General features: G+C 63.0%; 27 protein-coding genes. 10 read left to right on the forward strand and 17 right to left on the reverse strand.

Features of this window, described 5'->3' with window-relative positions; translation table 11 throughout:
• The first annotated feature begins 27 nt into the window (after nt 1-27).
• From AC6I99_RS17405 to AC6I99_RS17415, 3 genes are read left to right on the forward strand one after another with little or no spacing between them, the layout of a single operon-like run.
• Nucleotides 28-804: a ThuA domain-containing protein gene (locus AC6I99_RS17405; RefSeq protein WP_224088737.1), complete on the forward strand. Its 777-nt coding sequence runs from the start codon at nt 28-30 to the stop codon at nt 802-804.
• A complete protein-coding gene (locus AC6I99_RS17410) occupies nt 801-1,967 on the forward strand; it encodes a Gfo/Idh/MocA family protein (protein WP_497944511.1) in 1,167 nt (388 codons plus the stop codon). The genes AC6I99_RS17405 and AC6I99_RS17410 overlap by 4 nt, the downstream gene beginning before the upstream one ends.
• Before the next feature lie 20 nt (nt 1,968-1,987).
• Entirely contained in the window at nt 1,988-3,160 is a 1,173-nt protein-coding gene (locus tag AC6I99_RS17415; RefSeq protein ID WP_497946964.1) for a Gfo/Idh/MocA family protein, read from the forward strand.
• Between the two features lie 92 nt (nt 3,161-3,252).
• Here AC6I99_RS17415 and AC6I99_RS17420 read toward each other — a convergent pair whose 3' ends face one another.
• The 8 genes from AC6I99_RS17420 to AC6I99_RS17455 all read right to left on the reverse strand — a co-directional run bounded on the left by AC6I99_RS17420 (nt 3,253) and on the right by AC6I99_RS17455 (nt 9,541).
• Nucleotides 3,253-4,158, reverse strand: coding sequence for an SGNH/GDSL hydrolase family protein (locus tag AC6I99_RS17420; RefSeq protein ID WP_497944510.1), 906 nt, complete (start codon nt 4,156-4,158; stop codon nt 3,253-3,255).
• A gap of 148 nt (nt 4,159-4,306) precedes the next feature.
• Entirely contained in the window at nt 4,307-4,762 is a 456-nt protein-coding gene (locus AC6I99_RS17425) for a hypothetical protein (RefSeq protein ID WP_497944509.1), read from the reverse strand.
• 12 nt (nt 4,763-4,774) lie between these two features.
• Nucleotides 4,775-5,371, reverse strand: coding sequence for a GNAT family N-acetyltransferase (locus tag AC6I99_RS17430; RefSeq protein ID WP_309925233.1), 597 nt, complete (start codon nt 5,369-5,371; stop codon nt 4,775-4,777).
• A gap of 27 nt (nt 5,372-5,398) precedes the next feature.
• The gene (locus AC6I99_RS17435) at nt 5,399-6,262 is read right to left on the reverse strand and encodes a 3-hydroxyacyl-CoA dehydrogenase family protein (RefSeq protein ID WP_497944508.1); all 864 of its coding nucleotides are present in this window, start codon (nt 6,260-6,262) and stop codon (nt 5,399-5,401) included.
• Complete coding sequence (locus tag AC6I99_RS17440) at nt 6,259-7,068, reverse strand: enoyl-CoA hydratase/isomerase family protein (RefSeq protein ID WP_497944507.1); 810 nt, start codon at nt 7,066-7,068, stop codon at nt 6,259-6,261. Before AC6I99_RS17440 ends, AC6I99_RS17435 begins: the two co-directional genes overlap by 4 nt.
• A complete protein-coding gene (locus AC6I99_RS17445; RefSeq protein WP_497944506.1) occupies nt 7,069-8,295 on the reverse strand; it encodes a thiolase family protein in 1,227 nt (408 codons plus the stop codon).
• Between the two features lie 131 nt (nt 8,296-8,426).
• Complete coding sequence (locus AC6I99_RS17450; RefSeq protein ID WP_224165256.1) at nt 8,427-9,083, reverse strand: pentapeptide repeat-containing protein; 657 nt, start codon at nt 9,081-9,083, stop codon at nt 8,427-8,429.
• The gene (locus AC6I99_RS17455; protein ID WP_497944505.1) at nt 9,083-9,541 is read right to left on the reverse strand and encodes an SRPBCC family protein; all 459 of its coding nucleotides are present in this window, start codon (nt 9,539-9,541) and stop codon (nt 9,083-9,085) included. Before AC6I99_RS17455 ends, AC6I99_RS17450 begins: the two co-directional genes overlap by 1 nt.
• A gap of 107 nt (nt 9,542-9,648) precedes the next feature.
• Here AC6I99_RS17455 and AC6I99_RS17460 point away from each other — a divergent pair, with 107 nt between their 5' ends.
• Nucleotides 9,649-10,794: a S1C family serine protease gene (locus tag AC6I99_RS17460; RefSeq protein ID WP_497944504.1), complete on the forward strand. Its 1,146-nt coding sequence runs from the start codon at nt 9,649-9,651 to the stop codon at nt 10,792-10,794.
• A 127-nt stretch (nt 10,795-10,921) separates the two neighbouring features.
• Here the strand turns inward: AC6I99_RS17460 and AC6I99_RS17465 are convergent, their stop codons facing one another.
• The 8 genes from AC6I99_RS17465 to AC6I99_RS17500 all read right to left on the reverse strand — a co-directional run bounded on the left by AC6I99_RS17465 (nt 10,922) and on the right by AC6I99_RS17500 (nt 20,276).
• On the reverse strand, nt 10,922-12,385 hold the full coding sequence (locus AC6I99_RS17465) for an amino acid permease (protein WP_309925219.1): 1,464 nt from the start codon (nt 12,383-12,385) through the stop codon (nt 10,922-10,924).
• Nucleotides 12,386-12,663: 278 nt separating this feature from the next.
• Nucleotides 12,664-12,972: a Rieske (2Fe-2S) protein gene (locus AC6I99_RS17470; RefSeq protein WP_224088752.1), complete on the reverse strand. Its 309-nt coding sequence runs from the start codon at nt 12,970-12,972 to the stop codon at nt 12,664-12,666.
• Entirely contained in the window at nt 12,969-15,437 is a 2,469-nt protein-coding gene (gene nirB / locus AC6I99_RS17475) for a nitrite reductase large subunit NirB (protein WP_497961413.1), read from the reverse strand. Before nirB ends, AC6I99_RS17470 begins: the two co-directional genes overlap by 4 nt.
• Nucleotides 15,437-15,784, reverse strand: a complete 348-nt coding sequence (locus AC6I99_RS17480) for a molybdopterin oxidoreductase (RefSeq protein ID WP_224088755.1) — start codon at nt 15,782-15,784, stop codon at nt 15,437-15,439. Before AC6I99_RS17480 ends, nirB begins: the two co-directional genes overlap by 1 nt.
• 152 nt (nt 15,785-15,936) lie before the next feature.
• The gene (locus tag AC6I99_RS17485) at nt 15,937-17,586 is read right to left on the reverse strand and encodes an ABC-F family ATP-binding cassette domain-containing protein (protein ID WP_497944502.1); all 1,650 of its coding nucleotides are present in this window, start codon (nt 17,584-17,586) and stop codon (nt 15,937-15,939) included.
• A gap of 147 nt (nt 17,587-17,733) precedes the next feature.
• Nucleotides 17,734-18,597 (reverse strand): metal ABC transporter permease, encoded by an 864-nt coding sequence (locus tag AC6I99_RS17490; RefSeq protein WP_224088757.1) that lies wholly within the window; start codon nt 18,595-18,597, stop codon nt 17,734-17,736.
• Nucleotides 18,598-18,600: 3 nt separating this feature from the next.
• Nucleotides 18,601-19,335: a metal ABC transporter ATP-binding protein gene (locus AC6I99_RS17495; RefSeq protein WP_224088758.1), complete on the reverse strand. Its 735-nt coding sequence runs from the start codon at nt 19,333-19,335 to the stop codon at nt 18,601-18,603.
• A complete protein-coding gene (locus AC6I99_RS17500) occupies nt 19,332-20,276 on the reverse strand; it encodes a metal ABC transporter substrate-binding protein (protein WP_309925205.1) in 945 nt (314 codons plus the stop codon). The genes AC6I99_RS17495 and AC6I99_RS17500 overlap by 4 nt, the downstream gene beginning before the upstream one ends.
• A gap of 51 nt (nt 20,277-20,327) precedes the next feature.
• Between AC6I99_RS17500 and AC6I99_RS17505 the strand changes: the two genes are divergently transcribed.
• From AC6I99_RS17505 to AC6I99_RS17520, 4 genes are all read left to right on the forward strand, one after another.
• Nucleotides 20,328-21,059: a CPBP family intramembrane glutamic endopeptidase gene (locus AC6I99_RS17505; protein ID WP_309925203.1), complete on the forward strand. Its 732-nt coding sequence runs from the start codon at nt 20,328-20,330 to the stop codon at nt 21,057-21,059.
• Nucleotides 21,060-21,131: 72 nt separating this feature from the next.
• On the forward strand, nt 21,132-22,082 hold the full coding sequence (locus AC6I99_RS17510; RefSeq protein WP_497944501.1) for a 1,4-dihydroxy-2-naphthoyl-CoA synthase: 951 nt from the start codon (nt 21,132-21,134) through the stop codon (nt 22,080-22,082).
• A 9-nt stretch (nt 22,083-22,091) separates the two neighbouring features.
• A complete protein-coding gene (locus tag AC6I99_RS17515; protein WP_497944500.1) occupies nt 22,092-23,231 on the forward strand; it encodes an AMP-binding protein in 1,140 nt (379 codons plus the stop codon).
• A 60-nt stretch (nt 23,232-23,291) separates the two neighbouring features.
• Nucleotides 23,292-24,173: a 1,4-dihydroxy-2-naphthoate polyprenyltransferase gene (locus AC6I99_RS17520; RefSeq protein WP_224088765.1), complete on the forward strand. Its 882-nt coding sequence runs from the start codon at nt 23,292-23,294 to the stop codon at nt 24,171-24,173.
• Between the two features lie 32 nt (nt 24,174-24,205).
• On the opposite strand, the gene AC6I99_RS17525 is transcribed toward AC6I99_RS17520, so the two are convergent.
• A complete protein-coding gene (locus AC6I99_RS17525; protein WP_497946962.1) occupies nt 24,206-24,517 on the reverse strand; it encodes a DUF4229 domain-containing protein in 312 nt (103 codons plus the stop codon).
• An 87-nt stretch (nt 24,518-24,604) separates the two neighbouring features.
• On the opposite strand from AC6I99_RS17525, the gene AC6I99_RS17530 reads away from it, so the two are divergent.
• Nucleotides 24,605-25,048, forward strand: a complete 444-nt coding sequence (locus tag AC6I99_RS17530) for a PLD nuclease N-terminal domain-containing protein (protein ID WP_224165264.1) — start codon at nt 24,605-24,607, stop codon at nt 25,046-25,048.
• A gap of 5 nt (nt 25,049-25,053) precedes the next feature.
• Entirely contained in the window at nt 25,054-25,698 is a 645-nt protein-coding gene (locus tag AC6I99_RS17535) for a hypothetical protein (RefSeq protein WP_497944499.1), read from the forward strand.
• The last annotated feature ends 19 nt before the right edge of the window (nt 25,699-25,717 follow it).

The raw sequence follows: 25,717 nt of genomic DNA on the forward strand, positions 1-25,717 counted from the left end.
ACCGTCACTCATCAGAAGGAAAGAACCATGCCTGAAACAAGCAAGCCCATCCGCGTCACCGTCTGGAGCGAAAACCGGCACGAGAAGCGGGACGAACTCGTGGCACGCCTCTATCCCGAGGGAATGCACGGCGCAGTCAAGGCGGGCATCGAGGAGAACCTGGGTTCCGCCGTCGAGGTCCGGACCGCCACTCTAGACGAACCCGAGCACGGCCTCACCGAGGAAGTCCTCGCCAATACCGACGTCCTCACCTGGTGGGGCCACATGTCCCATGCAGACGTTGACGACGAGATCGTGGAACGCGTCCACCGCCAGGTCCTCGCGGGCATGGGCCTGATTGTGCTCCATTCGGGGCACTGGTCCAAGATCTTCACCAAGCTCATGGGCACCACCTGCACCCTGCGCTGGCGCTCGGAACATGATCGCGAGCTCGTGTGGACAGTGGACCCGACCCACCCCATCGCCAAGGGCGTGCCGCACCCCATCGTGATCCCCGAGCAGGAAATGTACGGCGAATTCTTCGATATCCCTACGCCCGAGGAGCTGGTGTTCATCAGCTCGTTCAGCGGAGGCGAAGTCTTCCGTTCCGGCTGCACGTTCCGGCGCGGCCACGGCAAGATCTTCTTCTTCAGCCCCGGCGACCAGGACTACCCCGTCTATCACCACAAAGACATCCGTCGCGTCATCGCCAACGCCGTGGAATGGGCCGTCACCGACCGTCCCGAGCGCGCCGTCCCGGAGCTGCTCAGGTATGAAACCAACGACTTCTTCAACGGCAAGAGCTACCAAGGAGCCAACGCGTGAGCACGCCTTTCGCCACAATCCCCGACGACGGCACTCCCCTTCGCGTCGTCGTGGTCGGTGCCGGGGGCATGGGCCGTGCCTGGCTTCGAACCGTTGAGGCGTCACCGTTGGTGGAGCTCGTGGGCATCGTGGATCTGGACCTTGCCACGGCCTCAGAAGCGGCAGCCTCTCTGGGCCGTCCCGACCTTCCGGTAGGTGCCGGCACGGCGGCACTGGCGTCCGACGCCGGAGCCCAAGCGGTCATCAACGTCACCGTTCCAGTCGCGCATCATCCGGTCACGACCGAGGCACTCGCTGCGGGCCTGCCGGTCCTTGGCGAAAAGCCCGTGGCCTCGACGGTGGCGCAAGGGCTGTCGTTGGCAGCAGCTGCTGAGCTTCACGGCCAGCTGTTCATGGTCAGCCAGTCCCGGCGCTACAACCGGCAGCTGTTTGAAGCCAAGCGGCTGTCCGTGTCTCTCGGCCGTGTTGGCATTGTTTCTGCCGAATTCTTCAAGGCGCCTCATTTTGGCGGCTTCCGCGATGCCATGGACCATCCCTTGCTATTGGACATGGCCATCCACCAGTTCGACATGGCCCGGTTCCTGCTCGACGCCGATCCCGTTTCTGTTTTCTGCGAGGAGTACAACCCCTCCTGGAGTTGGTACCGCGGTGATGCCGGGGCCACGGCCGTCTTCGAAATGACCGGCGGGGAGCGCTTCGTGTTCAACGGAAGCTGGTGCAGCCCGGGCCAGGAAACCTCGTGGAACGCCTCATGGCGGATCAGCGGCGAGCACGGCACGGTCTTGTGGGACGGGGACAACGAACCTGTTTCCTCGACGCCTGTTCCTCCGGGGCCCGGTGCTTCCGATCCGGGCCAGGAAATCACTGGCTCGCTGCGCGACTTCGTATCTGCAGTCCGCACTGGAAGCACTCCAATGGGCCAGGTGCACCAGAACATCATGAGCCTGGCCATGGTGGAGGCGGCCATTCTGAGTGCCTCGTCCGGGGCCCGGGTTTCCGTGGATGCGCTGCTTGAGAACTCGTACCAACAGGCCCTCCTTGCCGAACGGGACCCCGCTGTGTTGGAGGTCTTGAAGTCCTGGACATCGGTTCGCAGTGCGCTTGCCGGAGACAGTGCTCTTGCCGGAGGCAGTGCGCTTGCGGGGGAAGGCGTTCGGCTGTGACGCGGAAGCTGCGGGTGGGCATGGTGGGCTACTCCTTCATGGGCGCGGCCCACTCGCATGCGTGGCGAACCGCGCCCCGCTTCTTCGATCTCCCACTTGCGCCCGAGCTGACGGCGCTGGCTGGCAGGAATGCTTCCGGTGTTCAGGCAGCCGCGGACAAGTTCGGTTGGGATTCCGTAGAGACCGATTGGCGTCGCCTGATTGAGCGCGATGACATTGACCTGATCGATATCTGCTCCCCCGGAAACACGCACGCCGAGATCGCCATCGCCGCCTTGGAAGCGGGCAAACACGTGCTCTGCGAGAAGCCCTTGGCCAACAGTGTTGTGGAGGCCGAAAAGATGACCGCTGTCGCATCCTCGGCCGCCGAGCGGGGCGTGTACTCGATGTGCGGTTTCACGTATCGGCGAACTCCTGCACTGGCCCTGGCAAAGCGGATGGTGGACGACGGCCGGCTGGGCGAGCTCCGGCACGTCAGGGCCCAGTATCTCCAGGACTGGTTGTCGGACGCGGACGCCCCTCTAACGTGGCGCCTGGACAAGTCAAAGTCCGGCTCCGGTTCACTGGGTGATATCGGTGCGCACAGTATCGACGCTGCCCAGTGGATCACCGGGTCCAGCATCACCGGGGTTTCGGCCCTCATGGAGACGTTCGTGAAGGAACGGCCGATCGGCGGGGACCTCGTAGGGCTCGGTGGGCATGGCGGTGCCGACGGTCCGCGCGGGCAAGTAACTGTGGACGACGCAACGATCTTCACCGCCCGTTTCCAGGCAAAGACATCCGGCGGCGGTAAGACATCCGACGCTGGCCCGATCGGCGTGTTCGAGGCGACGCGGTTCGCCCTGGGACGGAAGAACGCCATGCGGTTGGAACTCAATGGCACGCTCGGCTCGTTGGCTTTCGACTTCGAGGACATGAACTCGCTGTCCTTCTACGATGCCTCCGAGGAGGACGCCGGTTTCCGCCGGATCATCGTGACGGAACCATCCCACCCCTACGTCGGAAACTGGTGGCCCACAGGGCACGGCCTGGGCTACGAGCACGGATTCACGCATCAGGTGGTGGACCTCGTGAATGCCTTCGGCGCTGGCGAGCAGCCCTCGCCGTCGTTCTCTGATGCCTTGCAGGTACAGAAAGTGCTGGCAGCGGTTGAGGCCAGCGCCGTGGCTGGGAGCCGTTGGCAGAAGGTGTGAACGTGCGGGCTTCCTGCCTGCCTGAACGTTGCGAACCCGCTGTTTCGTGGTTGGGCAACAACGAAACAGCGGGTTCGCAACGTGTTAGTGGTTTAGCGTTTGGCGAGCTGAGTTAGCTTCACCGCAGAGAGCAGTGCTGATGCGTAGGCCTGATATCCGGCGTCGTTCGGATGGAAGTTTGCATCCAAAAACGGCTGCGTGAGATCCAGGACGATCCAGGGATTGTCTGAGTTGACCGCGTGCCCGATGAATCGCTTTGTCACATCGATGAACACGGCGTTGGTCCCGCTGCCTTCCACAGCCGCTGCAATGGTCGCGTTGAGGGCATCAATAGCTTGATTCACGAGTATTTGGTTCTGGACGGGAACAATTGTGATCCCATTGGTCACAATGTCGCCCTGCGACGGATCAAACAGGCGAGGGTAGCCCAGAACAGCGATGACAGCGTCCGGTGCCGCCAGCTGGATGGCCTGGTATGTTGCCTCGAGCTGGGCCTGAAGGATACCAAGCTGCAGGTTTTGAATGATGCCTTGAACTGTGGCTGCGCAAAGCTGTGTATCCGGTGTAGAGCAGGCCTGCAAGGCAAGCAAACTGCCGGCATCCACGGCACCAGCTGTGATGCTGACCAGATCAGCACCCGCCAAGGCCTGCTGCCCGGCAAGGATCTGTTCCCCAACTGTCGGCGTCACTCCGTCATAGAAGGGTGGGACGGGGAACAACACAGCGCCATGGCACGCAAGATTGGCCACCAAGGTGACCTTTGGCGAGGCGTCCACAAGGTCGGCGTAACCACCGGGGCTTTGCCAACAAGCAACGGGCGGCCTGCTCAAGTCCCCCGCCCCCGTCCCTGCCGTGTACGAATCGCCGAGTGCCACATACGTGATGGGTGGCGGCGGTGCGGCGGTCGCCGGACTGGCCGTGAATCCTAACGTGAGTGCAAGGGCGGCCAATCCGCCTGCAAAAGCCAAGTGCCGGCGTCGTGCTCGATGAGTTGCCATGGTGTTTCCCCTTCATGCTGCTCTTTGGGGCTCCGGTGGTCCGTCAAAAGGGATCACTTCGCGGCTCGCCCACCCGTCGGCCGCGTACGGGGCAATGTGTTGGCCAGATTACGCCCGGCAGGCAATGCGGTACAGACCCATCGACAAGCTATTTTTGGGCTTTCACTTTCCGGCGGTAAAGGATGTTTCCAACCAGCGAGATTGTGCCGCCGATAAGCAGCGCGACCCCTATCAAGGGCAAAAGCGCTACAGCCTTCTTGGATGGTCCTTCCAAAGGAATCTCAAGCGTTCCGGTGATGTCATCAGGGTGGTAGGTGACATCGATGGCCTCGCCGATCCCGTAGGCGCAGGGCTCGGCGCTGGTTCCTGGAGGAGTGCGGTACGTGGCGCCATCGATCACGACGTCGGCTATAGGCTCGCAGAGGCCTTTTGTACTGATCTTTTGGTCAACCACGATTCCGTGCCCGGCCACCGTGCCCTCGCGCGGCGGTGCGTTATGGAAGAGGAGCAGCCATAGAATTCCAAGAACGATTGCAATAACAGCCGCGCGAAGACTGAACCGTGGCTTGCGGGGCATGTCCTGATCTGCCGGTAAGAGCGTCATATCGCTGGCCAACTACGCGCTGTACCTGGCCAGCCTGAACTCCAAGCCGTTCCGCACCGCGGGCCATTCGTGTTCCAGGATGGAGAACACCACGGTGTCGCGAAGCACTCCGTCCTTGGTGCGCGAGTGGTTCCGCAACACACCGTCCTGCTTGGCGCCGAGGCGGGCGATCGCGTCGCGGGATTGGTGGTTGAGCCAGTGCGTCCGGAATTCGACGGCGGGGCAGCCCAGGGTTTCAAAGGCATGCTGAAGAAGCAGCAGCTTGGAGTCGGGGTTGGTGCCTGTTCCGTGGACGGACGCTGCGTTCCAGGTGGAGCCGATCTCGACGCGCGGAGTGGCGGCATCGATGTTCATGTACGTCGTCATTCCGATGACCTTGCCGGTGCTGTTGAGCCTGGTGGCGAAGGGCACCATGGAACCTTGGGTTTGCAGGCCCAGCCTCCGCTCAATCTCCGCAGCCATACCGTCCGGCGTGGGTACGGAGGTGTACCAGAGCTTCCAGAGTTCGCCGTCCTTGGCCGCCTCCACAAGGTCGTCGTGGTGATCTGGCCGCAAGGGTTCCAGGGTCACGAATTTGCCGGTCAAGGTGATGGGTTCAATCGAGGTCACCCGGCTAGCCTAACGGTTACGCGATGGTCAGTCGTTCCAGTCGAAGAAGCCCTTGCCTGTTTTGCGGCCAAGCTCCCCACGGGCAACTTTGTCCCGCAGGATCTGCGGCGGAGCAAAGCGGTCACCCAACGTGGAATGCAGGTACTCCGCGATGCCCAGACGAACATCAAGACCCACGATGTCGGTGGTCTTGAGCGGCCCGGTGGGGTGTTTGTACCCCAGGACCATCGCGGCGTCGATGTCCTCCGCTGATGCCACACCCTCCTCAACCATGCGCATAGCCTCCAAGGCAATAGCGACGCCCAGCCTTGAGGACGCAAAGCCGGGCGCGTCATTAACGACGACGGCGGTCTTGCCGAGTGCCTCGGTCCAGTTTTTCGCCGCTTGGGCGAGTTCGGGCGAGGTCTCTTTGGCCAGCACCACTTCGATGAGGGTAGAGGCGGGCACCGGGTTGAAGAAGTGCAGCCCGATGAAGTTGGCTGGCCTGCGGAGTTCATTCGCCAAGTCCGTCACGGACAAAGACGACGTGTTTGAGGCAAGGAATGCATCTGCGGAAAGGCGGTCCTCCACCGCTTTCAACGCGGCGACCTTGAGATCGTAATCCTCGGGCACGGCTTCTACCACCAGGCCGCAGTGGATGAAGGATTCGTAGTCTGTCGACGTGCTGAACCTGGCCAACGCTTCTTCAGGGGTTTCGCCCAGGGTGCCACGGGCCGCGGACTTGGCCACTGCGTCTGCTACCCGCCCCTGCGCCCCGGCGGCTGCCTCATGATCCCTCTCCACGACGATCACGGTGGCCCCCTTGGTCAGGAACGCATGCGCGATTCCCGCACCCATCCGGCCACCGCCAAGGACTCCAACAACGTGGGGAATCGCGGGTACTGCTGTCATTTCTGAATCCTGTCGTCGTTGGCAGCGGAGTTGGATGAGTTGGCGGCCTTGCCTGTGTCCTTCTTGTCCAGGAAAGCCTGCATCCTGTCGAATTTGGCTTGGGATTCGAAGAGGATCCCTTGGGCAAGGGTGTCGATCAGCGGGTGCGCTTCCGCAGGAGCGTGGAACACCGACTTGGTAATGCGGACCGCAAGGGGATCCTGGCGGCCGATCCTGTCAGCCAGATTGTGCGCGGCCTCCATGAGCTCAGGGGCCTCGTGAATCTCAGTGATCAAACTGATACGCAGGGCTTCCTCGGCCCTCAACACGGCGCCGGCGAGGAGGATTTCCTTGGCTTTCGGCTCGCCCACGAGCTCCTTGAGCCGCCAACTGGCGCCGGCTGCGGCAAGGATTCCCAGTCCTGTTTCGGGGTTGCCTATCCGCACACTTGGGGTCCCGATGCGGAAATCTGCCGCATAGGCAAGCTCCGCACCGCCGCCCAGACAATAGCCGTCCAAAGCTGCGATGACGGGCATGGGCAGCTTGGCGATGCGCATGAAGATGGTTGAGTTGATCCCCCGCAGTGCGTCATCCCGTCGGCGTTCCCGGAGTTGTCCAATGTCCGCGCCCGAGGCGAAGACGCCGTCCGTGCCCGCGATGATCAGGACCTTGGGGTTGCGCTCCAGTTCGGCACAGACGAGGTGAAGCTCGTCCACCATGGTCTGGTCTATCGCATTGCGTACTTCGGGACGGTTGAGCAGAACAGTGAGCCTGTCGTCACGTTCCTCGAGAAGAAGGGTGCTGAAGTCTTCCTGGTTCAGTGCCATTTACACGCCTTCCAGCAGCATTGCCGTGCCCTGGCCCACGCCGATGCACATCGTGGCAAGGCCAAGCTTCGGTCCATTGTTGCTGGCAAGCTCCCGCTCCATGCGGCCCAGAAGGGTAATGGCCAGACGTGACCCGCTGGAACCCAGCGGGTGCCCCAAACTGATGGCACCGCCGTCGTTATTGACGATTTCCGGGTCCAGCCCCAGGCGCCGCATGCTGGCAAGGGACTGGGTGGCAAAAGCTTCGTTGAGCTCCACTGCGCCAAGCTGGTCCACGGTGAGGCCGGTGCGGGCAAGGACCTTCTGCGTTGCCGGGACAGGACCGATGCCCATGATTTCCGGTTCGCAGCCCGCCGAAGCGCCATCGATGATGCGGGCGCGGGGCGTCAAGCCGAACTTCTTGATGGCTGCCTCGGAGGCGACGATGATCGCAGAGGCGCCGTCATTGAGGCTGGACGAGTTGCCCGCAGTGACTACGGAGCCACCGGGGACTACTGGCCGAAGCCCCGCCAGGACATCCATGGTGGTGCCTTCGCGAGGACCCTCATCAGTGTCCACCACGGTCTCGGACTTGCGGGTCTTGACGGTGACCGGAACGATCTCTTCCTTGAACCGGCCGCCTGCAATGGCCGCCAAAGCGAGTTCGTGCGAGCGGACAGCGAAAGCGTCTGCGTCCTCGCGGGAGATGTTGTCCACACGGCCCACTTCCTCGGCCGTTTCAGGCATGGAGTAGGTCATCTTGCCGTCGCGGGAGAGCTCGCCCTTGGTGAAAAGCGGGTTGACGAAGCGCCAACCGATGGACGTATCGAAGATCTGGCCCGGCTTGGCGAATGCAGTGATGGGCTTCTCCTGGACCCAGGGTGCCCGACTCATGGATTCGACGCCACCGGCCACCACGATATCCGCGGCGCCGGACTTGATCATCTGGCTCGCCATGATGATGGCGCTCAGGCCCGAGGCACAGAGACGGTTCACGGTGATGCCCGGAATGTGGAGGGGAAGCCCGGCGAGGAGGGTTGCCATGCGGGCCACGTTGCGGTTTTCCTCGCCAGCGCCGTTGGCGTTGCCGAGGATTACCTCATCAATGGAGTCAGGATCGACGCCGGCACGCGCCACTGCCTCACGGACCACCAGCGCGGCGAGGTCGTCAGGACGGACGGAGGACAATGCCCCGCCGTAACGTCCAACCGGCGTCCGTGCGCCGCCAACAAGAAAAGCCTCGACCATGAGAACATCCTTCGCGAAGTGAAAGGGACCGGCCCGGGAATAATATACCGACCGTTCGTTCTATAAAGATTACACGGCCTGCCGTCCGGGTCAACAGATGAAGCCATTTCCCCTAACCGGCACGGCATCGCTCAGACCACGCGAATGCCCAAATGGCCGGCCAGCAACGGGGCCATGAGACTCAACTGGTAATCGTCAATAACAACTCCGGCAAGCCCGGCCAACCCGTTGATACCCCGGAACTCCGAACTCCGCAGGTCCACGTCCTTGAGCTTGGCGCCGGTTACATCCAGGGTGCCGATGGTGCAATTCTTCAGCGATAGCCGTGTTCCCGTGCAGCCGCCCAGATCGAGCTCGTTGATGATGCAATCTGAAATCTGGACGTCCATCAGCTTGGAGCCGCGCAGGTTCACGTAGTCCAGCTTGCCGCCCTCGATCCGTACCGAACGCCACGTGCCTTCGTACAGCTCGGCTGATCCCCACCTCGGATTGCTGATCTCCACGTCCTGCCAGGAAGTCCGTGCCGCAGTGAAGACTGGCGCATACGGCTCGGCAAGGATGCATTCCCGGAACGTGGCGCCACGCAACTGGGCCTCGTTGAACGAGACGCCGGTGAACTCACACTCAATGAAGTCGGCACCGCTCAGTTCCTCCCCATCGGCAGACACCCTGGTAAACCTGATGCCGTCATACCGTTCGCCACGCTGGAAGTCCGGGGCGTCGTCGTCGCGCAGTTCTTCCAGGCGCACCGGGGAGATCTTGGGGGCTGCCACTTTTGCAGCCGCCATTAGAGGGATTCCGCCTTCGCAGCGATCTCGGCAAGGTCCTTGCTGAGGGCCTTTCGCGTAATGCTCATGCCGATCTTCCCGAACAAGGCCATGGCGACCTTGCTCCCGAGCGTGGGTTTGAGGACCTCGGCGCCGAATGTCAGCGTAAGGTCAGTTCCGCCGTCGCGCTCCGCCAGATTGAAGCGGGTGGTGTAGTCGGCGCCGCTCTGGAGTGCTTTGACTGTGGTGCTGCGGGGTGGGTCAGCCTGGGATACCCACATCTCCACGGTTTCCTGCCTGCCCATCATGGTCCGCGTTTCCTTCCAGCGGGTGCCCTCCCCATAAGGACCCTCACTGAGCATCTGGATTGCGTTGATGCCCGAAAGGGTGCCCGCGGAGCCCGGGATGTCCGAGAGGACCGCCCAAACTTTCTCCGGGCTGGCGTTGATGTGCTGCGTCAGGGTGGTGGTGTGATCCATACATCGAGCCTAGACCCGGGCACTGACAGTCCCAACTGGCGGGGGAACAAGGGCGGGATTAGCCTTAAAAAGCATCCATAGAGCCCGGTGATGAAGGGGACTCTTCAATGAACCATCGGCCAGCTTCAGCCAAGCGCACTGCGTCCCGTCCCGTCGAACTCCTCGCGGCAGCAGCTGTCCTAGCCTCCGTGGTTTCAGGCTGCACAGCTCCTGGGCCGAGCCTGCAGGGACCGTCGACTTCACAGTTCCCAGGCGCGACCGGCAGCCCACCCGGCGGACAAACCGCCGGGCAATCCGCAGGAGAATCCGCCGGACAATCCGGTCAAGGGGACAGCAACCCGGCCCCTCAGCAGGGTGCCGCGGACATCCCTGACATCATCAGCAATGTCCAGCCGTCGGTGGCTACCATCTTCACGGACGGCGGTTTGGGCAGTGGAGTCGTATATTCGCAGGATGGCCTGATCCTGACCAATGAACATGTGGTGCGCGGCAACCGCGATGTTGAGGTTGGCTTTGCTGACGGCCAGCGGGTGGCTGGCACCGTGCGGGCCACCGACGCCATCACTGATCTTGCCCTCGTGGAAGCAAAACGGACAGGTTTGCCGGCCGCGAAATTCCAAACCTCCCTGCCCCGGATCGGCGAGCTGGCGATCGTCATAGGCTCGCCGCTGGGATTCGAAAATACGGCGACGGCGGGCATCATCTCCGGCCTCCACCGCCAGATCCCGGGTTCGGCGTCCAGCAGCCAGTCCCTGGTGGACCTCATCCAGACCGACGCCGCGATCAGCCCCGGCAACTCAGGCGGAGCCGTAGTGAACAGCCGGGGCGAAGTGACCGGCATCAGCGAAGCCTACATTCCGCCGCAGTCAGGTGCGGTCGCCCTGGGCTTTGCCATCCCCGCTGCCACCGCCGTGAAAGTGGCTGACCAGCTGAAGGAGGATGGCACAGCCGATCACGCCTTCATTGGTTTGGGACCGGGGGATATCACTCAACAGATCGCCGACCGGCTGGGCCTGCCTGACACCCACGGGGCGCTGGCCCTTTCGGTGCAGGATGGCGGGCCGGCCGCCAAAGCCGGCATCCAGCCAGGGGACGTACTCGTCAAGCTCGATGGCAAGGACCTGGCAACCCCCGAGGATCTCCTCGCAGCCTTGAGAACCAAAAGTCCCGGGCAGAACGTGACGGTGGAATTCCGCAGGGGATCAGAAACGCAGGAAGTAAAGGTCCAACTGGCCGAACGCCCGTCCTCGTAGCCGAGACGCGGCGGGGCCTGCCCTGCGCCCCTACTCGTCACATAGAACGCAGACCATGCCCCACAACGCGAACGGCGGGTGCCCCCGGAAAGGAGGCACCCGCCGTCGAGCGTTTATGAGCCAAGCGTTAACTGAACAGTTCGCTCTTGGGCTCGTTGTTCTTGACCTTCTGCCAGCCAAGCCACAGGACGAGGGCGAAGAAGGGGATGGTCGCCAAGGTCCAGAGACCCAGAAGGAAGACCTCGCCGGTTGCCTTATCGGTCATGGTGTCGAAGCCGATCAGTACGGTTATGGCCAGCAGCGCAACCAGGCCCAGCCAGCTGGTCCACGGCGAACCGGGCATCGGCAGGCTGGAGACGTTGCCGCGCTTCTTCCGCAGGGCAATCTGGCTCGCGAAGATGGAGCCCCAGGTGAAGATCACACCGATGGAGGCCGTGTTCAGCGCGAGGTCGAACGCATGGGAGCCACCCAGCCAGATGTTGAGCAGGATACCCACCAGGTACACACCGCCGATCGCCAGGATGGCCGCGTACGGCACGTGGCGGGAGGACATCTTGGTGAGCCACTGCGGCGCGTGGCCGTTGTTGGCCATGGTCCGGAAGATGCGGCCGATCGAGTACAGGCCCGAGTTGCAGGAGGACAGCGCGGCGGTGATGACGATCATGTTCATGACGTCGCCCATCCAGCCGAGGCCCATCTGGCCGAACACGGTGACGAACGGCGAGGTGCCGGCCTTGTACTGGTCCGACGGCAGCAGCATCGCAAGCAGCATCACGGAACCGACGTAGAAGACAATAATGCGGATCACGACGGCGCGGATCGCCTTGGGAACTTCGCGTTCCGGGTTCTCCATCTCACCAGCGGTAATACCAACGAGTTCGATTGCGTTGTAGGCGAAGATCACGGCGTTGAGGACCAGGATCATGACCAGGCCGCCCTTGGGGAACATGCCACCGTCTTCGTGGAACAGGTTGCCCACCGAGGCATGGCCGTTGCCCACCTGGGCGTTGGTGACAACCATGAAGGTGCCAACGGCCAGGAAGATCAGGATGGCTGCGACCTTGAGGCACGAGGCCCAGAATTCGAACTCGCCGAAGGCCTTGACGCTGAACAGGTTCACGGCCACCAGCAGCACCAGCGCTGCAATGGCGGACAGTTCAACGGGGACGTTGGGGAAGAAGAACTGGAAGTACAGCCCGATTGCGATGAGCTCGGCAATGCCTGTCATGGCCCAGTTGATGAAGTACATCCAACCTGAAAGGAAGGCGCCCTTCTTGCCGAACATTTCACCGGCGTAGCTCACGAACGAGCCGGACGTCTGGCGGTACATGATGAGTTCGCCAAGGGCACGCATCAGCAGGTAAGCGATGACGCCGGCAATGGCGTAGGAGAAAATCAGGGCCGGGCCGGTGGAGGCCAGGCGGCCACCGGCGCCCATGAACAGGCCGACGCCGATTGCGCCGCCCATGGCGATCATGGTGACGTGGCGCCGGCTTAGGGTCTTCTGGTAACCCTCGGCGCTGAGGGTGGAGCCGACGGCGGTGGATGGGGCCGTGGGGTTCTGGAGTTCTGTGGGGGTACTTTGCGGCACAGCTGTTCCTTGTGGGTTGGGGTATTGCTGTAGGTGTTTACGCCCATGCCGGAACATGGGCGTCTTGGCCACACAAAATTCGAGCTTTCCCCGTTGGAGGACGTTGAAGTGTGACAAAGAACGCAGAACGCCGAAGGTTCGCGCAACCCGTCTATCTTACGGGATTAATGGGAATGCCCGTGACGCAGGCAACAGCACGCATCCTGGACACAGCAACGCGGGGTCACTTACGGCCCATGTTTCCCCCCGGAATGGGCCGTAAGTGACCCCGCGTTGCTTTAGGAGATCAGCACGATATTCCGGCTCTCATCTGCGAAGACTTCGTACGTCCGCAGGGGCTTGGCTCCCGTGGTGGAACACCCGGTTTCCAGCTCGAACGAGTGCTGGTGGAGCGGGCACATCACCACGCGCTGGTCGATGGTTCCGTCGGCAAGGGGGCCGCCCTTATGTGGGCACACTGCCGACACAGCCCGCAAGGTCCCGTCCCGTAGCCGGAAGACCGCAACCTGCTCGCCGTCGATCCCGAACGCCCGGCCTTCGCCGAACGGAATTTGGTCCACCGGCCCTACGACGTGTGGAATCTTCATCGGACCGGCACCTGCGGCAGGACTGTGAGCGGCAACGAGGTCCGGAATTGGCCGGGCGTGAGTGGATCATCGCGCTCACTCCACGGATCCACGTAGTTCTCCACGGACTCCTGCATCGCCTCATCCAGGCGGGAAGCGATGCCCTCGGAGTCGTCCAGGATGACGCTGCGGATGCGGTCGATCCCCACCCGGGGAACAAACGCATACGTCCGTTCCAGCCAGTTCGCGTTCTCCCGGTAGTACTGCATGAACCGACCCGCCAGCAGTGTGACTTCCTCCGGAGTATCCACCGTGACCAACAGATCGCCCTTGCGGATGTGGGCGCCGGCCGCTCCCCCAACATAGATTTCCCAGCGGCCTCCTTCCACCGCAACGACGCCTACGTCCTTGACCAAGGACTCCGCGCAGTTCCGCGGACATCCGGAGACTGCGAGTTTCAGTTTTGCCGGCGACTCGATTCCCTGGAAGCGGGATTCCAGCGAGATGCCCAAACCCGTGGAATCACCCGTGCCAAAGCGGCAGTAATCCTTCCCCACACAGGTCTTCACGGTGCGGAAACTCTTGCCGTAGGCGTAGCCGGAGGGCATGTCCAGATCGGCCCAAACCTGCGGAAGGTCTTCCTTGGGAACGCCCAGAAGGTCGATCCTTTGCCCACCGGTCAGCTTGATCATGGGAATGTTGTGCTTCTCCGCGACGTCGGCAATCGTGCGGAGCTGCTGCACGGACGTCACGCCTCCCTTCATCTGCGGAACCACGGAGAACGTGCCGTCACGCTGGATATTCGCATGCACGCGGTCGTTGATGAAGCGGGCGTCGCGCTCGTCGATGTATTGCTTTGGCAGCATCATCTTCAGGAGCGAGGCAAGGCCCATCTTGGATTTGGCATCTTCAGCGCTTCCGGGAGCCAGCGCAGCAAACACCTGGGAAACCGAGCGCAGACCAAGCTCCCGGATCCGGGACATCAACGCGGCCTTGTCCAGGGGAATACCGGGAACGTAGTAGCTCGCAGCCGGGTCATCTTCTACGGCGCCGTCGGCCGCCCATTCCACCACCTGCGAAACCAGCAGCTTGCAGGAACCACAGCCCTTGCCGGCCCGGGTAGCGTCCATGGCTGCCGGTACCGAACGGCAACCACCCTGCACCGCGGCAACAAGCGTTCCTTTGGAAACCCCATTGCAGTTGCAGACCTGTGCCGAATCCGCCAGTTCGGAAACACCTTCCTCTTCACCCGGCGAGCCGAGATCGAACATCAGCGAGAGCCGTTCCTCCGGCAGCGGCAGGCCCTGGTCAAAAGCCTGGGTCAAGTAGGCAACCTTGCGGCTGTCACCAAGAAGGGTAGCGCCCACCATCTTGTTGTCCCGGATCACGATCGACTTGAACACACCCCGGCTCGGTTCCGAGAAAACAATGTGCTCATCCGTGTCCCGTTCCGGGCCCGGCAGGCCCATGGAAGCGACGTCGACGCCGGCCACCTTCAGTTTGGTGGCGGTCCTGGAACCCAGATAGACCGAGGAACGATCCACACCGGTGATCTGGTCCGCCAGAACAGCGGCCTGCTCCCACAAGGGCGCTACGAGCCCATAAACCTCGCCCCGGTGTTGAACGCACTCCCCCACGGCATAGATGTCCTCTTCGTCCATGACGCGCAGGTGGTCATCCACCACGATGGCCCGTTCCACGGCCAAACCACTCACGACCGCGACATCCACGTTGGGCCGGATGCCGGCAGTCACAACCACCATGTCGCAGTCCAGCTCAGTGTCATCACGCAGCCGCACGCCGGTGATCCGGTCCTTGCCCAGTACCGCGGTGGTCCGGCTTCCTGTATGGACCTCGATGCCCAGCGCCTGGACGCTTCGCCGCAGTATTGCGCCGCCGTCGGGCCCTAATTGCGCGTTCATGAGGTGGCCACCGGAGTGGACCACCGCCACGTCAAGGCCGTACGCCTGCAGTCCCCGGGCAGCCTCGAGCCCCAGCAATCCCCCGCCAATCACCACAGCCCGGCGGTGATGCTCGTGCTGGGCGAACTGGACCATCTTGCGGGTATCGTCCATGGTCCGGAACGTGAAGACCCCGTGGCGCACCGATCCGCTGGGCGTGTAGAGGCCATCCATCGGGGGAAGGAACGAGTGGCTTCCGGTGGCGATGATCATGACATCGTAGGGAACCACCCTGCCATCGGCCGTAAAGACGTGTTTGCTGTACTTATCTATGCGCTCCACCCGGACCCCAGCGTGCAGGGTGATGTTGTTTTCCTGGTACCACGGCAGGGCGTTGAGGAAAATGTCGGCATCGCTTTCCTCGCCGGACAGCACGTGGCTGAGCATGATGCGGTTGTAGTTTCCGTACGGTTCGTCGCCGAAAATGGTGATGTCGAACGCGTCCCCGCCGCCGCGGGCCAGGATCTCCTCCACCGCACGTGCACCGGCCATGCCGTTGCCGATGACCACCAGCTGCCTGGTCATCAGTGCTCCACCATGCCCAGGTCCACCACCACGGAACCGCGGACGCCGGCCGGCGCGGCGATGTACAACTCGATCATCGAGCCGCCCTCGATATCTTCCACAACCCGCAACGGGACGTGCACATCGCCTTTGGCCCCGATGGGGAAATACCGCATCGGCACGCCGTCGCGCATAAGGACAACCGCGATGAGTTCGGAGCTGGTGTTGCCGCCGCGGAAGTAGAGCGTCTGGTTCACGACGCCGTCCGGAACAAAGTGCGCGAGCTCGCTGTGGAGGGGAACCGGCTTCTCCATACCGATGCCGTCAAACGGGAATATGCCTTGAAGGAAGAGGTTCTTGGAAATCACGGAAAGATCCTTTCGGCCGGCTTCCTTCCATGGTGCTCCGCCGTTGTTTCAGGACGCTCGATGCCGTGTTTCCATATGCAGGACAGGGCGTAACGATCCCTTTGCGAACAACTCACCCCGGCGGCAGCGTCGGCCACGTCGGCCACGTGGGCCTACAGCAACTCGCCATCCTGCATCCCGTACCGGACCCAGCTACCCACTGAACCGGCCGCGGCACACCGATCGAACCACTCCCCCAGCGCGCGGTCGTGGCTCACGATGATCAGTGTCCCGGCGAAGCCCGCGAGCGCAGCTTCCAACTGTTCCACGAGCACCGGCGCAAGGTGGTTGGTGGGTTCGTCCACGATCATGGTTTCGTAGCTGCCCAGGAGCAGCCTGGCCAGGGCGAGCCTGCGTTGCTGTCCGGCCGAGAGGCTGCCCACGGGAACGTGGAACTCCGCAGGCCGGAACAAGCCCAGGCGAAGCAGGGCCTCGGCATGTTCGTCGATGTTTCCGCCCAGTCCTGCGGCAAACGCCGGAAGGAGCCGGAGCCCGGGACGCGGGGGCACGTCGAGTTCCTGCTGCAGATATCCCACCGTGCCCTGAACGGCCAATGTTCCGCTGGCCGGCTCGAGCGTCCCGGCGAGCACGGAGACCAGCGTTGATTTTCCTGCGCCGTTTGGCCCGGTGATGAGGACCTTCTCCCCGGTTTCGACGCGCAGATCAGTCGATTTGAGGCGACCGGGCACGCTAATGCCGCGTGCTTCGATGGCCGGTCCAGCAGCTTCCTCCAGCTGAACGTCAAGTTGCACGGCGAGCTTGAGCGGCACGGGTGGCCGGTCAATGGGGTTCTCTTCGAGCCGCCGCAGGCGTTCCTGGGCGTTGCGAACTTTGCTGGTGGCTGCGCGTTGCCAGGTGCCTTTTTTGAAGCCGGTCGCAAATTTGTCGTTGTCGCGCACCCGGCCGTAGCCCATGCCGCCGGAAACCGTGGCTGCCTGGAACCGTTCGGCGGCCATGGCGTCGAGCCATTCCTCGTATTGCTGCACCCAACGGGCCCGCTGGGCGGCTTTCTCCCGCAGGTAACCTTCGTAGCCGTTGCCGTACCTATTGACGGAACGGCGCTCGGCGTCGACTTCGATTACCGTGCTGGCTACCTTCCGCAACAGGACGCGGTCGTGCGAAACCACCACCACGGTGCCTCGGTGCGCAGCCAACCTCGATTCCAGCCAGGCTGTGCCATTGGCGTCCAGGTGGTTGGTGGGCTCGTCCAGGAGCAGGGCTTCGGCAGGATCTGCCAGCAGGCAGGCGAGGGCAACGCGCTCCTGCTCGCCGCCGGACAAAGACCCAAGCGTTCGACGCCGGTCCAGGCCTCCCAGCCCCAGCCTGTCCAGCGCTGCTTCCACCCGGGACTCGGCAGCGTACCCCTCGCGGAGTTGGTACTGGGTCTGCAGGCTTCCGTAGAGTTCCAGGGTTTCGGGGTCCGCGTCCGCCAGGTCCTGTTCCAGTTCGGTGATGCGGGCCTCAAGCGAACGGAGTGCCTTAAGGGACTCGTCGATCGCGTCGCCGACAGTAATTGAGGCAGGAAGTCCGTGAGTCTGGGCGAGGTAGCCCACGCGGTAGCCGGCGTTTCCTGCCAACCCGGCCGTGCCGTCGTCGGGCGTTTCCACGCCGGCCAGCAGGCGGAGAAGGGTGGATTTCCCCGCCCCGTTTTCCCCGACAATGGCAACGTGCTCGCCGTGATCGATGGTGAGTTCAACGCCGTGGAAAAGTTCGCGGTCCCCGTAGCCGTGGGAAACGCCGGAAAGGTGAAGGTGGTCAGTCAAGAGATGTCCTCGCAAAGTCCGCAGTGAATGGCAGGAAACCGCTTGGGGTACTGCCTCAGTGGTCTACTGGGGATGCAGCCGGATGGACGGGCTGCTCTCAAGACTTCATCGCTCCAGACTGCCCGGCGAATCGGGGCACGTCAAGTTTCAGGCCGCCGCGACCGCGCGCTTCCGCCGGGCCTTTGCCACGCGCGTACCAATCAGTCCTTGCCGCGGACTGAACAGATAGACGACGGCGAACACCGCACCTTGGGTGACCACCACCATGGCCCCTGATGCCGTGTCCAGGTAGTAGCTCAGGTAGATGCCGGTCATGGAGCACGCCACCGAGATGACGGGGGCGATCACCAGCATCCGGGAGAACCGGTCCGTCAGCAGGTAGGCGGTGGCACCGGGAATGATCAGCATGGCTACCACCAGCACCACGCCCACGGTTTGCAAAGCCACCACGGATGTCAGCGCCAGCAGGCCGAGCAGCAGCGCTCCAAGCCGCCGGGGCGACAGTCCAATGGCGTGGGCATGCGTGGGGTCGAACGCGTACAGCGTGAGGTCCCGGCGCTTGAGGATCAGGATCGCGAAAGCCACCACGCCAAGGACCACAACCTGGATGAGGTCAGGGACGCTGACGCCCAGAAGGTTGCCGAAGATGATGTGGTTCAGGTCAGTCTGGCTGGGTGTCACGGAGATCAGCACCAGGCCCAGCGCGAACAGCGAGGTGAACACGATGCCGATTGCCGCATCTTCCTTCACGCGGCTGGTGTTCCGCACCACCCCGATCAACGTCACGGCAATCAGCGCGAACACCAACGCACCAAGCGCGAACGGCGCACCCACAATGTAGGCGAGCACGACGCCGGGAAGCACCGCGTGCGATACGGCGTCGCCCATGAGGGACCAACCGATCAGAACGAGCCAGCAGCTAAGGACCGCACAAACCACCGCTGCAATTGCCGTGGTGGCGAGGGCGCGGACCATGAAGTCGTAGCTCAAAGGTTCAAGCAGGAATTCCACGGCTTAGCCCCTGTTCATGACGTCAAGGCCAAATGCCATGGCTAGATTTTCAGGTTGCAGCACCACGTCCGGGCTGCCATGCATCAGCACCTTACGCATCAGGAGCACTGCTTCGTCGCAGAGCTGAGGGAGCGCGTGGAGGTCGTGGGTGGAGATAAGGATGGTGGCGCCGTCAGCCGCAAGTTCGCGCAGGAGCCTGGTGATAGTGGCTTCGGATCGCTTATCCACTCCGGCGAAGGGTTCATCCAGCAGCATCATGGTGGCGCCTTGTGCGATGCCCCGGGCTACAAAGGCACGCTTTTTCTGCCCGCCGGACAGCTGGCCGATTTGGCGGTCGGCAAACTCGCCAAGCTCCACGCGGTCCAGGGCCTGTTCGACGGCGTCCCGGTCTGCTTTCCGTGGACGGCGGGTGAAACCGAGGTGCCCATAGCGGCCCATCATCACTACGTCCCGGACGGACAAGGGGAAGGCCCAGTCCACATCCTCGCTTTGCGGGACGTAGCCGATCCCGGCCTCCTTGCGGGTCTTCATGGGCGGGTGACCGTTGATGAGGACCCGGCCGGAATCGGGCTTCACCATGCCCATGATGGTCTTGAACAGGGTGGACTTGCCCGAGCCGTTCATGCCGACCAAACCGCAGATTCTGGAGTGGTCCAGGGTGAGGGATGCGGAGTCCAGCGCCAGCACCTCGCCGTAGTGGACCGTGACATTCTCAACGACGATCGCGGGACTGGTCATGACGCTCCTCCTGTCAGGGCCGTGGTGATGGTCTTCGCATCGTGGCGGATGAGGTCCAAATACGTGGGAACAGGACCATCTGCTTCTGATAACGAGTCCACGTAGAGTACGCCACCGAATTTGGCGCCGGTAGCACCGACGACTTGCCGCATGGGGGCGTCGGAGACGGTGGATTCGCAGAACACGGCCGGCACCTGGTTGTCCTTGACGAATTCGATTGCCCGCGCGATCTGCTGGGGCGTTGCCTGCTGCTCAGCGTTCACGGCCCAGATGTAGACCTCTTTGAGTCCGGCATCCCGGGCCAGGTAGGAGAACGCACCTTCGCACGTCACCAGCGCCCGGTGTGCTTCGGGCAGAACGGAGAGCTTGGAGACCATCTCGTCCTGGACGGTCTGCAGTTTGGCGTTGTAGGCCTTGGCATTGGCTTCAAACTCGCCGGCATGGGCGGGGTCGAGCTTGGCGAAGGCCTTGGCCATGTTGTTGGCGTAGATCTGGACGTTGCTGGGGGACATCCATGCGTGCGGGTTTGGTTTGCCCTGGTAGGAGTCTTCTGCAATGGGCATGACCTTCACGCCGTCGCTCACCACAGCGTGGGGCACATCGAGTCCCTCCACGAATTGGGAGAACCATGCTTCAAGGTTCAGGCCGTTATCCAGGATGAGGTCGGCCTGGGCAGCCTTGCGGATGTCCCCGGGAGTTGGCTCATAGCCGTGGATTTCGGCCCCGGCCTTGGTGATGGATTCCACGCGGAGCTTGTCACCGGCGACGTTTTTGGCGACGTCGGCCAAAACGGTAAACGTGGTCAGGACAACGGGCTTGTCGTCACCACCGGCAGAGGAATTCCCTCCGCAGGCGGACACCCCGAGCACCAGAGCGGATGCGGTCAGTAAGGCGGCGAATCGGCGGACAACTTTGGCGCGCCGAAACGGAAAGTTAGGCATACCGAAAAGTGTAGCGAAGCGGGGGCCACCCAGCAAAGATAGTCTGGTCATATGGGCACCATTTCGATGCGGGCGAGGCTTTACCGGTTCAATGCCCTGGACGCAGTCGCCGTGGCCGCCTACGTGGGGTTCACGGTCTACTTCACTTTTGCGGGCGAATCCGTGGAGCGAATGATGCTCCGGCTTTTTTCCGACCCCGCCACGGCTTCCTATGCCGTCAACGCGGTCTTCTATGCTGCCGTCGGGGTCTTTGCCTTGGCGTCCGCCTGGCGCATTGTTGGCCGCGACATCAAGATCCTGGGCACCCGTCCCTGGTTCACCCTTGGAATGATTCCCCTTGCGGTGGTGGTCATGCTGATCGTCACGGCAATTCTGGTTGCGGCGCTCGGTACGGCGCAGACCTCCGAAAACCAGTTGGGCATCCAAGGCCTCCTTCAGCGTGTGCCGGCCTGGCTCATGGTGCCGCTGCTGGTGGTCCTGGGGCCGTTCGTCGAGGAGTACCTGTTCCGGCACCTGCTGATCGGCAAGTTGTCGCAGTACGTGAACATTTGGATCTGCTGCGCGATTTCGGTAGGAGTTTTCGCCTCGATCCATGTTGTGGGCAGGGAAGGGCTGGCGTTGTCGGCTCTTGCGCCTTATCTCGGCATGGCCCTTGTGCTGGTGGCGGTCTATGTGTGGACGGGAAAGAACCTGATGTTCTCCTACTTCGTCCATGCGGCCAAGAACCTCCTGGCCGTGGTTCTCATTTATGCGATCCCGCCGGACTTCCTCCCCACCGGGTAACAGAGGCATGCCAGGACCTGCAGCCAAGGCCGCGAGTTCTGCATCAGCCGAGGCCATTACTAGACTCGGACTGTGAACAACCAACTCCCTGCCAAGGTTTCCGACATCTTTGACCCCTCACGCTGGCGCACCGTTTCCGGCTTCGACGACTTCAAGGACATGACGTACCACCGGCAAGTTGAGCGTTCCAGCGACGGCACGGTCAAGGATCTCCCCACTGTACGTATCGCCTTCAACCGCCCCGAGGTCCGCAACGCCTTCCGTCCGGGCACTGTGGACGAGCTGTACCGGGCCATGGACCACGCGCGCATGTCTCCTGACGTTGCCACCGTGCTGCTCACGGGCAACGGACCGTCGGAAAAGGACGGCGGGCACTCGTTCTGTTCAGGCGGCGACCAGCGGATCCGTGGCCGGGACGGCTACCGCTACGCCCAAGGAGACACCCAGGAAACCATCGATCCCGCACGCGCCGGACGCCTTCACATCCTGGAAGTCCAGCGGCTCATGCGGACCATGCCCAAGGTGGTCATCGCCGTCGTCAACGGTTGGGCAGCCGGCGGCGGACATTCCCTCCACGTGGTCAGCGACCTCACCATCGCCTCCCGCGAACACGGCAAGTTCAAGCAGACTGACGCCACCGTGGGAAGTTTCGACGCCGGATACGGCTCTGCGCTGCTGGCCCGCCAGATAGGGCAGAAAGCCGCGCGGGAGATCTTCTTCCTGGCCCGCGAATACTCCGCCGAGGACATGGTCCGGATGGGAGCCGTCAACGAGGCCGTGGACCACGCGCGGCTGGAGGAAGTCGCATTGGAGTACGCGGCTGATATCGCCCGCCAATCCCCCCAGGCCATCCGCATGCTGAAGTTCGCCTTCAACCTGGCCGATGACGGCCTGGCCGGGCAGCAGGTCTTCGCCGGTGAAGCCACACGGCTGGCCTACATGACGGACGAGGCCGTGGAGGGCAAGGAAGCCTTCCTCCAGAAACGCGACCCCGACTGGTCCAACTTCCCCTACTACTTCTAGGACTCCCCTGTGGACATCGATCCCGTACTCAAAGCACTGGCCACTGCCCTGCATGGCGAGGGTCCCGCCGTCGAAATCGTGGTTCACGAGGACGGGCGGCCGGAAGCCGTTCCGGTAGAGACCGGCGTGGAAGAGGCCGCGGTGGTGGTACGGACCTCCGGCTCCACCGGAACACCGAAGGCCACCATCCTTACTGTGGATGCCCTGGCGGCCTCCTCCGTGGCAACGGCCATGGCATTGCGCGGCGAAGGCCAATGGCTGCTGGCACTGCCCTTGCAGTATGTGGCCGGCGTCCAGGTCCTGGTCCGCTCGCTCTACGCAGGGACGCGGCCCTGGGTGATGGACCAGTCGAACGGCTTCACGCCCGAGGCATTCACCGCTGCGGCGGGGGAACTGACGGACAAGATCCGCTTCACGTCGCTGGTCCCCACCCAGCTGCAGCGGCTCCTGGACTCCCCCGCACCGGAAACCCTTGCCGCGCTGCGCCGCTTCAATGCCATCCTGCTGGGCGGCGCGCCAGCGTCGGCTGAACTCCTTGCCGCCGCCCATGCCGAGGGCCTCAAGGTGGTGACCACCTACGGATCAGCCGAGACGTGCGGCGGCTGCGTGTACGACGGCGAGCCGCTGGACGGCGTCGAGGTCCGCATCGGCGAGGGCGAACTGGAAGGCCGCATCCTGCTGGGCGGCGACACCGTGGCGGCGGGCTACCTTGACGCCCCGCGGGCCACAAAGTCCGCGTTCCTCGAGGAAGACGGCGTGCGTTGGTTCGTCACGGGCGACCTCGGCGAAATTGCCGGTGACGGCAAGCTCACTGTCCTGGGCCGCGCCGACGACGTCATCATCAGCGGCGGCGTCAAGGCCTCTGCCGGCTATATCCAAAGCAAACTGGAAGAGCTCGACGGCGTCACTGCAGCTTTCGTCGCGGGTGTACCGTCGCGAGAATGGGGCCAGGCCGTGGCAGCCTACGTGGCCATGTCCGACCCCTCGCCGGAAGGGCTTAAGGGCTTCACGGCCCGCCGCGAAGCAGCATTGGGAGTTCTGGCCCCCAAGACTGTGGTCGCCAGGAAGGAATTGCTGATGCTGCCCAACGGAAAACCGGACCGGCTGGCCATGATCGAACAGCTTTCCGCCGTGCATCAGGGACAATAGACACGTTCTGCCCTCATGACTCCGACCAAAGATCAACGCGAAATACACGAGGTACTACACGTGGCGACAGCTGCACAATGGATTCAAGGAGCCCGGCTCCGCACACTGCCCGCGGCAATCGCGCCCGTACTGATCGGTTCGGCAGCGGCGTACGAGCTCCATGCTTTCCGGCTGCCGAATGCGATCCTGGCGGCGCTCGTGGCGCTCCTCCTCCAAGTGGGCGTCAACTACGCCAATGACTACTCGGACGGCATCCGCGGGACGGACGAGGACCGGGTAGGGCCACTGCGCCTGGTTGGTTCCAGGCTCGCCAAGCCCGAGCAAGTGAAGTGGGCGGCCTTTGGACTGTTCGGCGCGGCCATGGTGTGCGGGTTGATCCTGGTCATCATCACCCAGACCTGGTGGCTGATCCTGGTGGGCCTCGGTTGCGTTCTGGCGGCCTGGGGTTACACGGGCGGCAAAAACCCCTACGGCTACCTTGGCTTGGGCGACGTCTTCGTCTTCGTGTTCTTCGGACTGGTAGCAACGCTCGGCACAACCTACACCCAGGCCGGACAGGTCAGCCTTGCAGCAGTCATCGGCGCGATCGGTACTGGGCTCATCGCCTGCGCCCTGCTTATGGCCAACAACGTCCGGGATATTCCCACGGACACAGCGGCAGGCAAACGGACCTTGGCCGTGCGTCTTGGAGACAGGCATGCCCGCGAGAGCTACGTATTGATGCTGGCCGTCGCCATCCTGCTGGTGATTGTGCTGGCACCCACCAAGCCGTGGATGTTGATCGTTCTTCTGCTGATCCCCGCCTGCCTGATGCCCGCCTGGCTCATGGTCAACGGCAAGAAGCGCAAGAGCCTCATTCCCGTGCTCAAGCAGACCGGACTGATCAACCTCGGCTACAGCCTGCTGTTCTCGCTCGGCCTGATCCTGAGCCGCGGCTTCTGAGTTTCCGAGCTTCTGAGCTTCTGTAACGAAAGCTACTTGGAACCCGGGCGTTTGTCGTTGTTGACGGCAATGTCCGGGTTCTGCTCCACCAGGCCATCCTCCGCCTCGGCGTCCTCAACTTCGCCAGCGGTGCGAATGGGCTTGGCCCGGCCGGAAAAGCGTTCCCGGATGGCCGCAGTGGCGGCGTCGCGCTGTTTCTGGAAGAAGAGGTAACTGATGGCGAACGCGATCAGCCCCGCGAAGACCACCGCCAGGATCCAGCCCACCTGCAAAAGGGCGAACAGGATGAACAGCGGCACGAACAGCGCCAAACGGATGAGGGAATACTTCAGGAAAGCCACTATCCAAGTTTAGCCGCCCGTATGGTTGCACTCTGATCACAGCCGGAGCCGGGCGTCCAGTGAATGCCTTCCGGCGACTAGACTTGGTGCATGCTCCGGGTTGTTGGCGTCGTCGTCGTCCTTGTTATCTTCGTCTACGCCCTCGTGGACGTGATACGTACCGATGGCAGATACACACGCGGCATCTCCAAGCCCGCCTGGATCGTGGTCATGATCGTCCTGCCCCTTCTGGGTGCAGTCCTCTGGTTCATCTTCGGCAGGCCCTACGGCAAGCCCTCGGCGCAGCCCATCCGCCGCCACCCCACCGCCCCGGATGACGATCCCGAGTTCCTCCGCAACCTCGAAACCCGCCGCCGGAACACCGCCGAAGAAGAGCGCCTCAAGAAGCTCAAGGCAGAGCTGGAAGCCAAAGAGCGAAAACTCAATGGTACTGATGGCCAGGAGGGCAGCCAGGGCAATAAAGCCCCCGGGTACAAGTCCGGCGATGCCAAACGCGGCGAGCCGGATACCCATGGCACCGACGAACTGAAGTAGGGAACATGGCCCGGCAAGCTGATGGATCACGGCAGTCTTCTACTACCGCGTCACCCATCGGCGGGCCACCACCGTCCACGCCGCAGTCCAGCTCCGGCGTTTCCCTGTCTCCTCCCCCACTCGGCTCGCCTAGCCCGCCCGTCGAAACCGCACCCGGCGACGCCGTCGTGGGGCCACCAGGCCCGGCGCTGCTGTCCAGGTGGTTGTGGGTAGCCAGCTTTGCCGCAGGAACCGCAGTAGTCGTCACCAGTTTCCTTGCCCGCGATTCGCACCTGGATCGTCTCCAGGACGTTATCGCGGGAAAACTCCCCGACGGCGACGCCCAGGCAATCGAGGGAGCGACCGCCGTCGTGTTCCTGGGAAGCCTGGCCATGCTTGCGCTGGTGGTCGCTATGGAAGCCGTCCTGCTGGCTGTGGCCTTCAGGCGCCGCAGCTGGGCGCGCTGGCTGCTGGCACCGGTGGCGCTCCTGCACGCCGTGGTCACAGTGATCACGGCCGATTTCGTCGTCGCGCCGGGAGGCGAAGGCATCCTGTCCACTGTGCTGCTTGCCGTGCAGTACGTCCTGGCTGCAGCAGGCCTGATCCTGTTGTTCCTGCCGTCCACCACGGCGTGGCTGATAAGCGGACGCCGGCGCGCAACGGAAATCTAAGGCGTTACTGAAATCTAAG

Source organism: Arthrobacter sp. TmtSoilC77 (assembly GCF_059739415.1).

Coding starts and splice junctions, on each gene's coding strand:
- AC6I99_RS17460 (WP_497944504.1), top strand. CDS start 9,649: ATGAACCATCGGCCAGCTTCAGCCAAGCGCACTGCGTCCCGTCCCGTC.
- AC6I99_RS17470 (WP_224088752.1), bottom strand. CDS start 12,972: ATGAAGATTCCACACGTCGTAGGGCCGGTGGACCAAATTCCGTTCGGC.
- AC6I99_RS17500 (WP_309925205.1), bottom strand. CDS start 20,276: ATGCCTAACTTTCCGTTTCGGCGCGCCAAAGTTGTCCGCCGATTCGCC.
- AC6I99_RS17450 (WP_224165256.1), bottom strand. CDS start 9,083: ATGGCGGCTGCAAAAGTGGCAGCCCCCAAGATCTCCCCGGTGCGCCTG.
- AC6I99_RS17505 (WP_309925203.1), top strand. CDS start 20,328: ATGGGCACCATTTCGATGCGGGCGAGGCTTTACCGGTTCAATGCCCTG.
- AC6I99_RS17415 (WP_497946964.1), top strand. CDS start 1,988: ATGGTGGGCTACTCCTTCATGGGCGCGGCCCACTCGCATGCGTGGCGA.
- AC6I99_RS17535 (WP_497944499.1), top strand. CDS start 25,054: ATGGCCCGGCAAGCTGATGGATCACGGCAGTCTTCTACTACCGCGTCA.
- AC6I99_RS17405 (WP_224088737.1), top strand. CDS start 28: ATGCCTGAAACAAGCAAGCCCATCCGCGTCACCGTCTGGAGCGAAAAC.
- AC6I99_RS17425 (WP_497944509.1), bottom strand. CDS start 4,762: ATGACGCTCTTACCGGCAGATCAGGACATGCCCCGCAAGCCACGGTTC.
- AC6I99_RS17420 (WP_497944510.1), bottom strand. CDS start 4,158: ATGGCAACTCATCGAGCACGACGCCGGCACTTGGCTTTTGCAGGCGGA.
- AC6I99_RS17440 (WP_497944507.1), bottom strand. CDS start 7,068: ATGGCACTGAACCAGGAAGACTTCAGCACCCTTCTTCTCGAGGAACGT.
- AC6I99_RS17530 (WP_224165264.1), top strand. CDS start 24,605: ATGCTCCGGGTTGTTGGCGTCGTCGTCGTCCTTGTTATCTTCGTCTAC.
- nirB (WP_497961413.1), bottom strand. CDS start 15,437: ATGACCAGGCAGCTGGTGGTCATCGGCAACGGCATGGCCGGTGCACGT.
- AC6I99_RS17495 (WP_224088758.1), bottom strand. CDS start 19,335: ATGACCAGTCCCGCGATCGTCGTTGAGAATGTCACGGTCCACTACGGC.
- AC6I99_RS17435 (WP_497944508.1), bottom strand. CDS start 6,262: ATGACAGCAGTACCCGCGATTCCCCACGTTGTTGGAGTCCTTGGCGGT.
- AC6I99_RS17445 (WP_497944506.1), bottom strand. CDS start 8,295: ATGGTCGAGGCTTTTCTTGTTGGCGGCGCACGGACGCCGGTTGGACGT.
- AC6I99_RS17455 (WP_497944505.1), bottom strand. CDS start 9,541: ATGGATCACACCACCACCCTGACGCAGCACATCAACGCCAGCCCGGAG.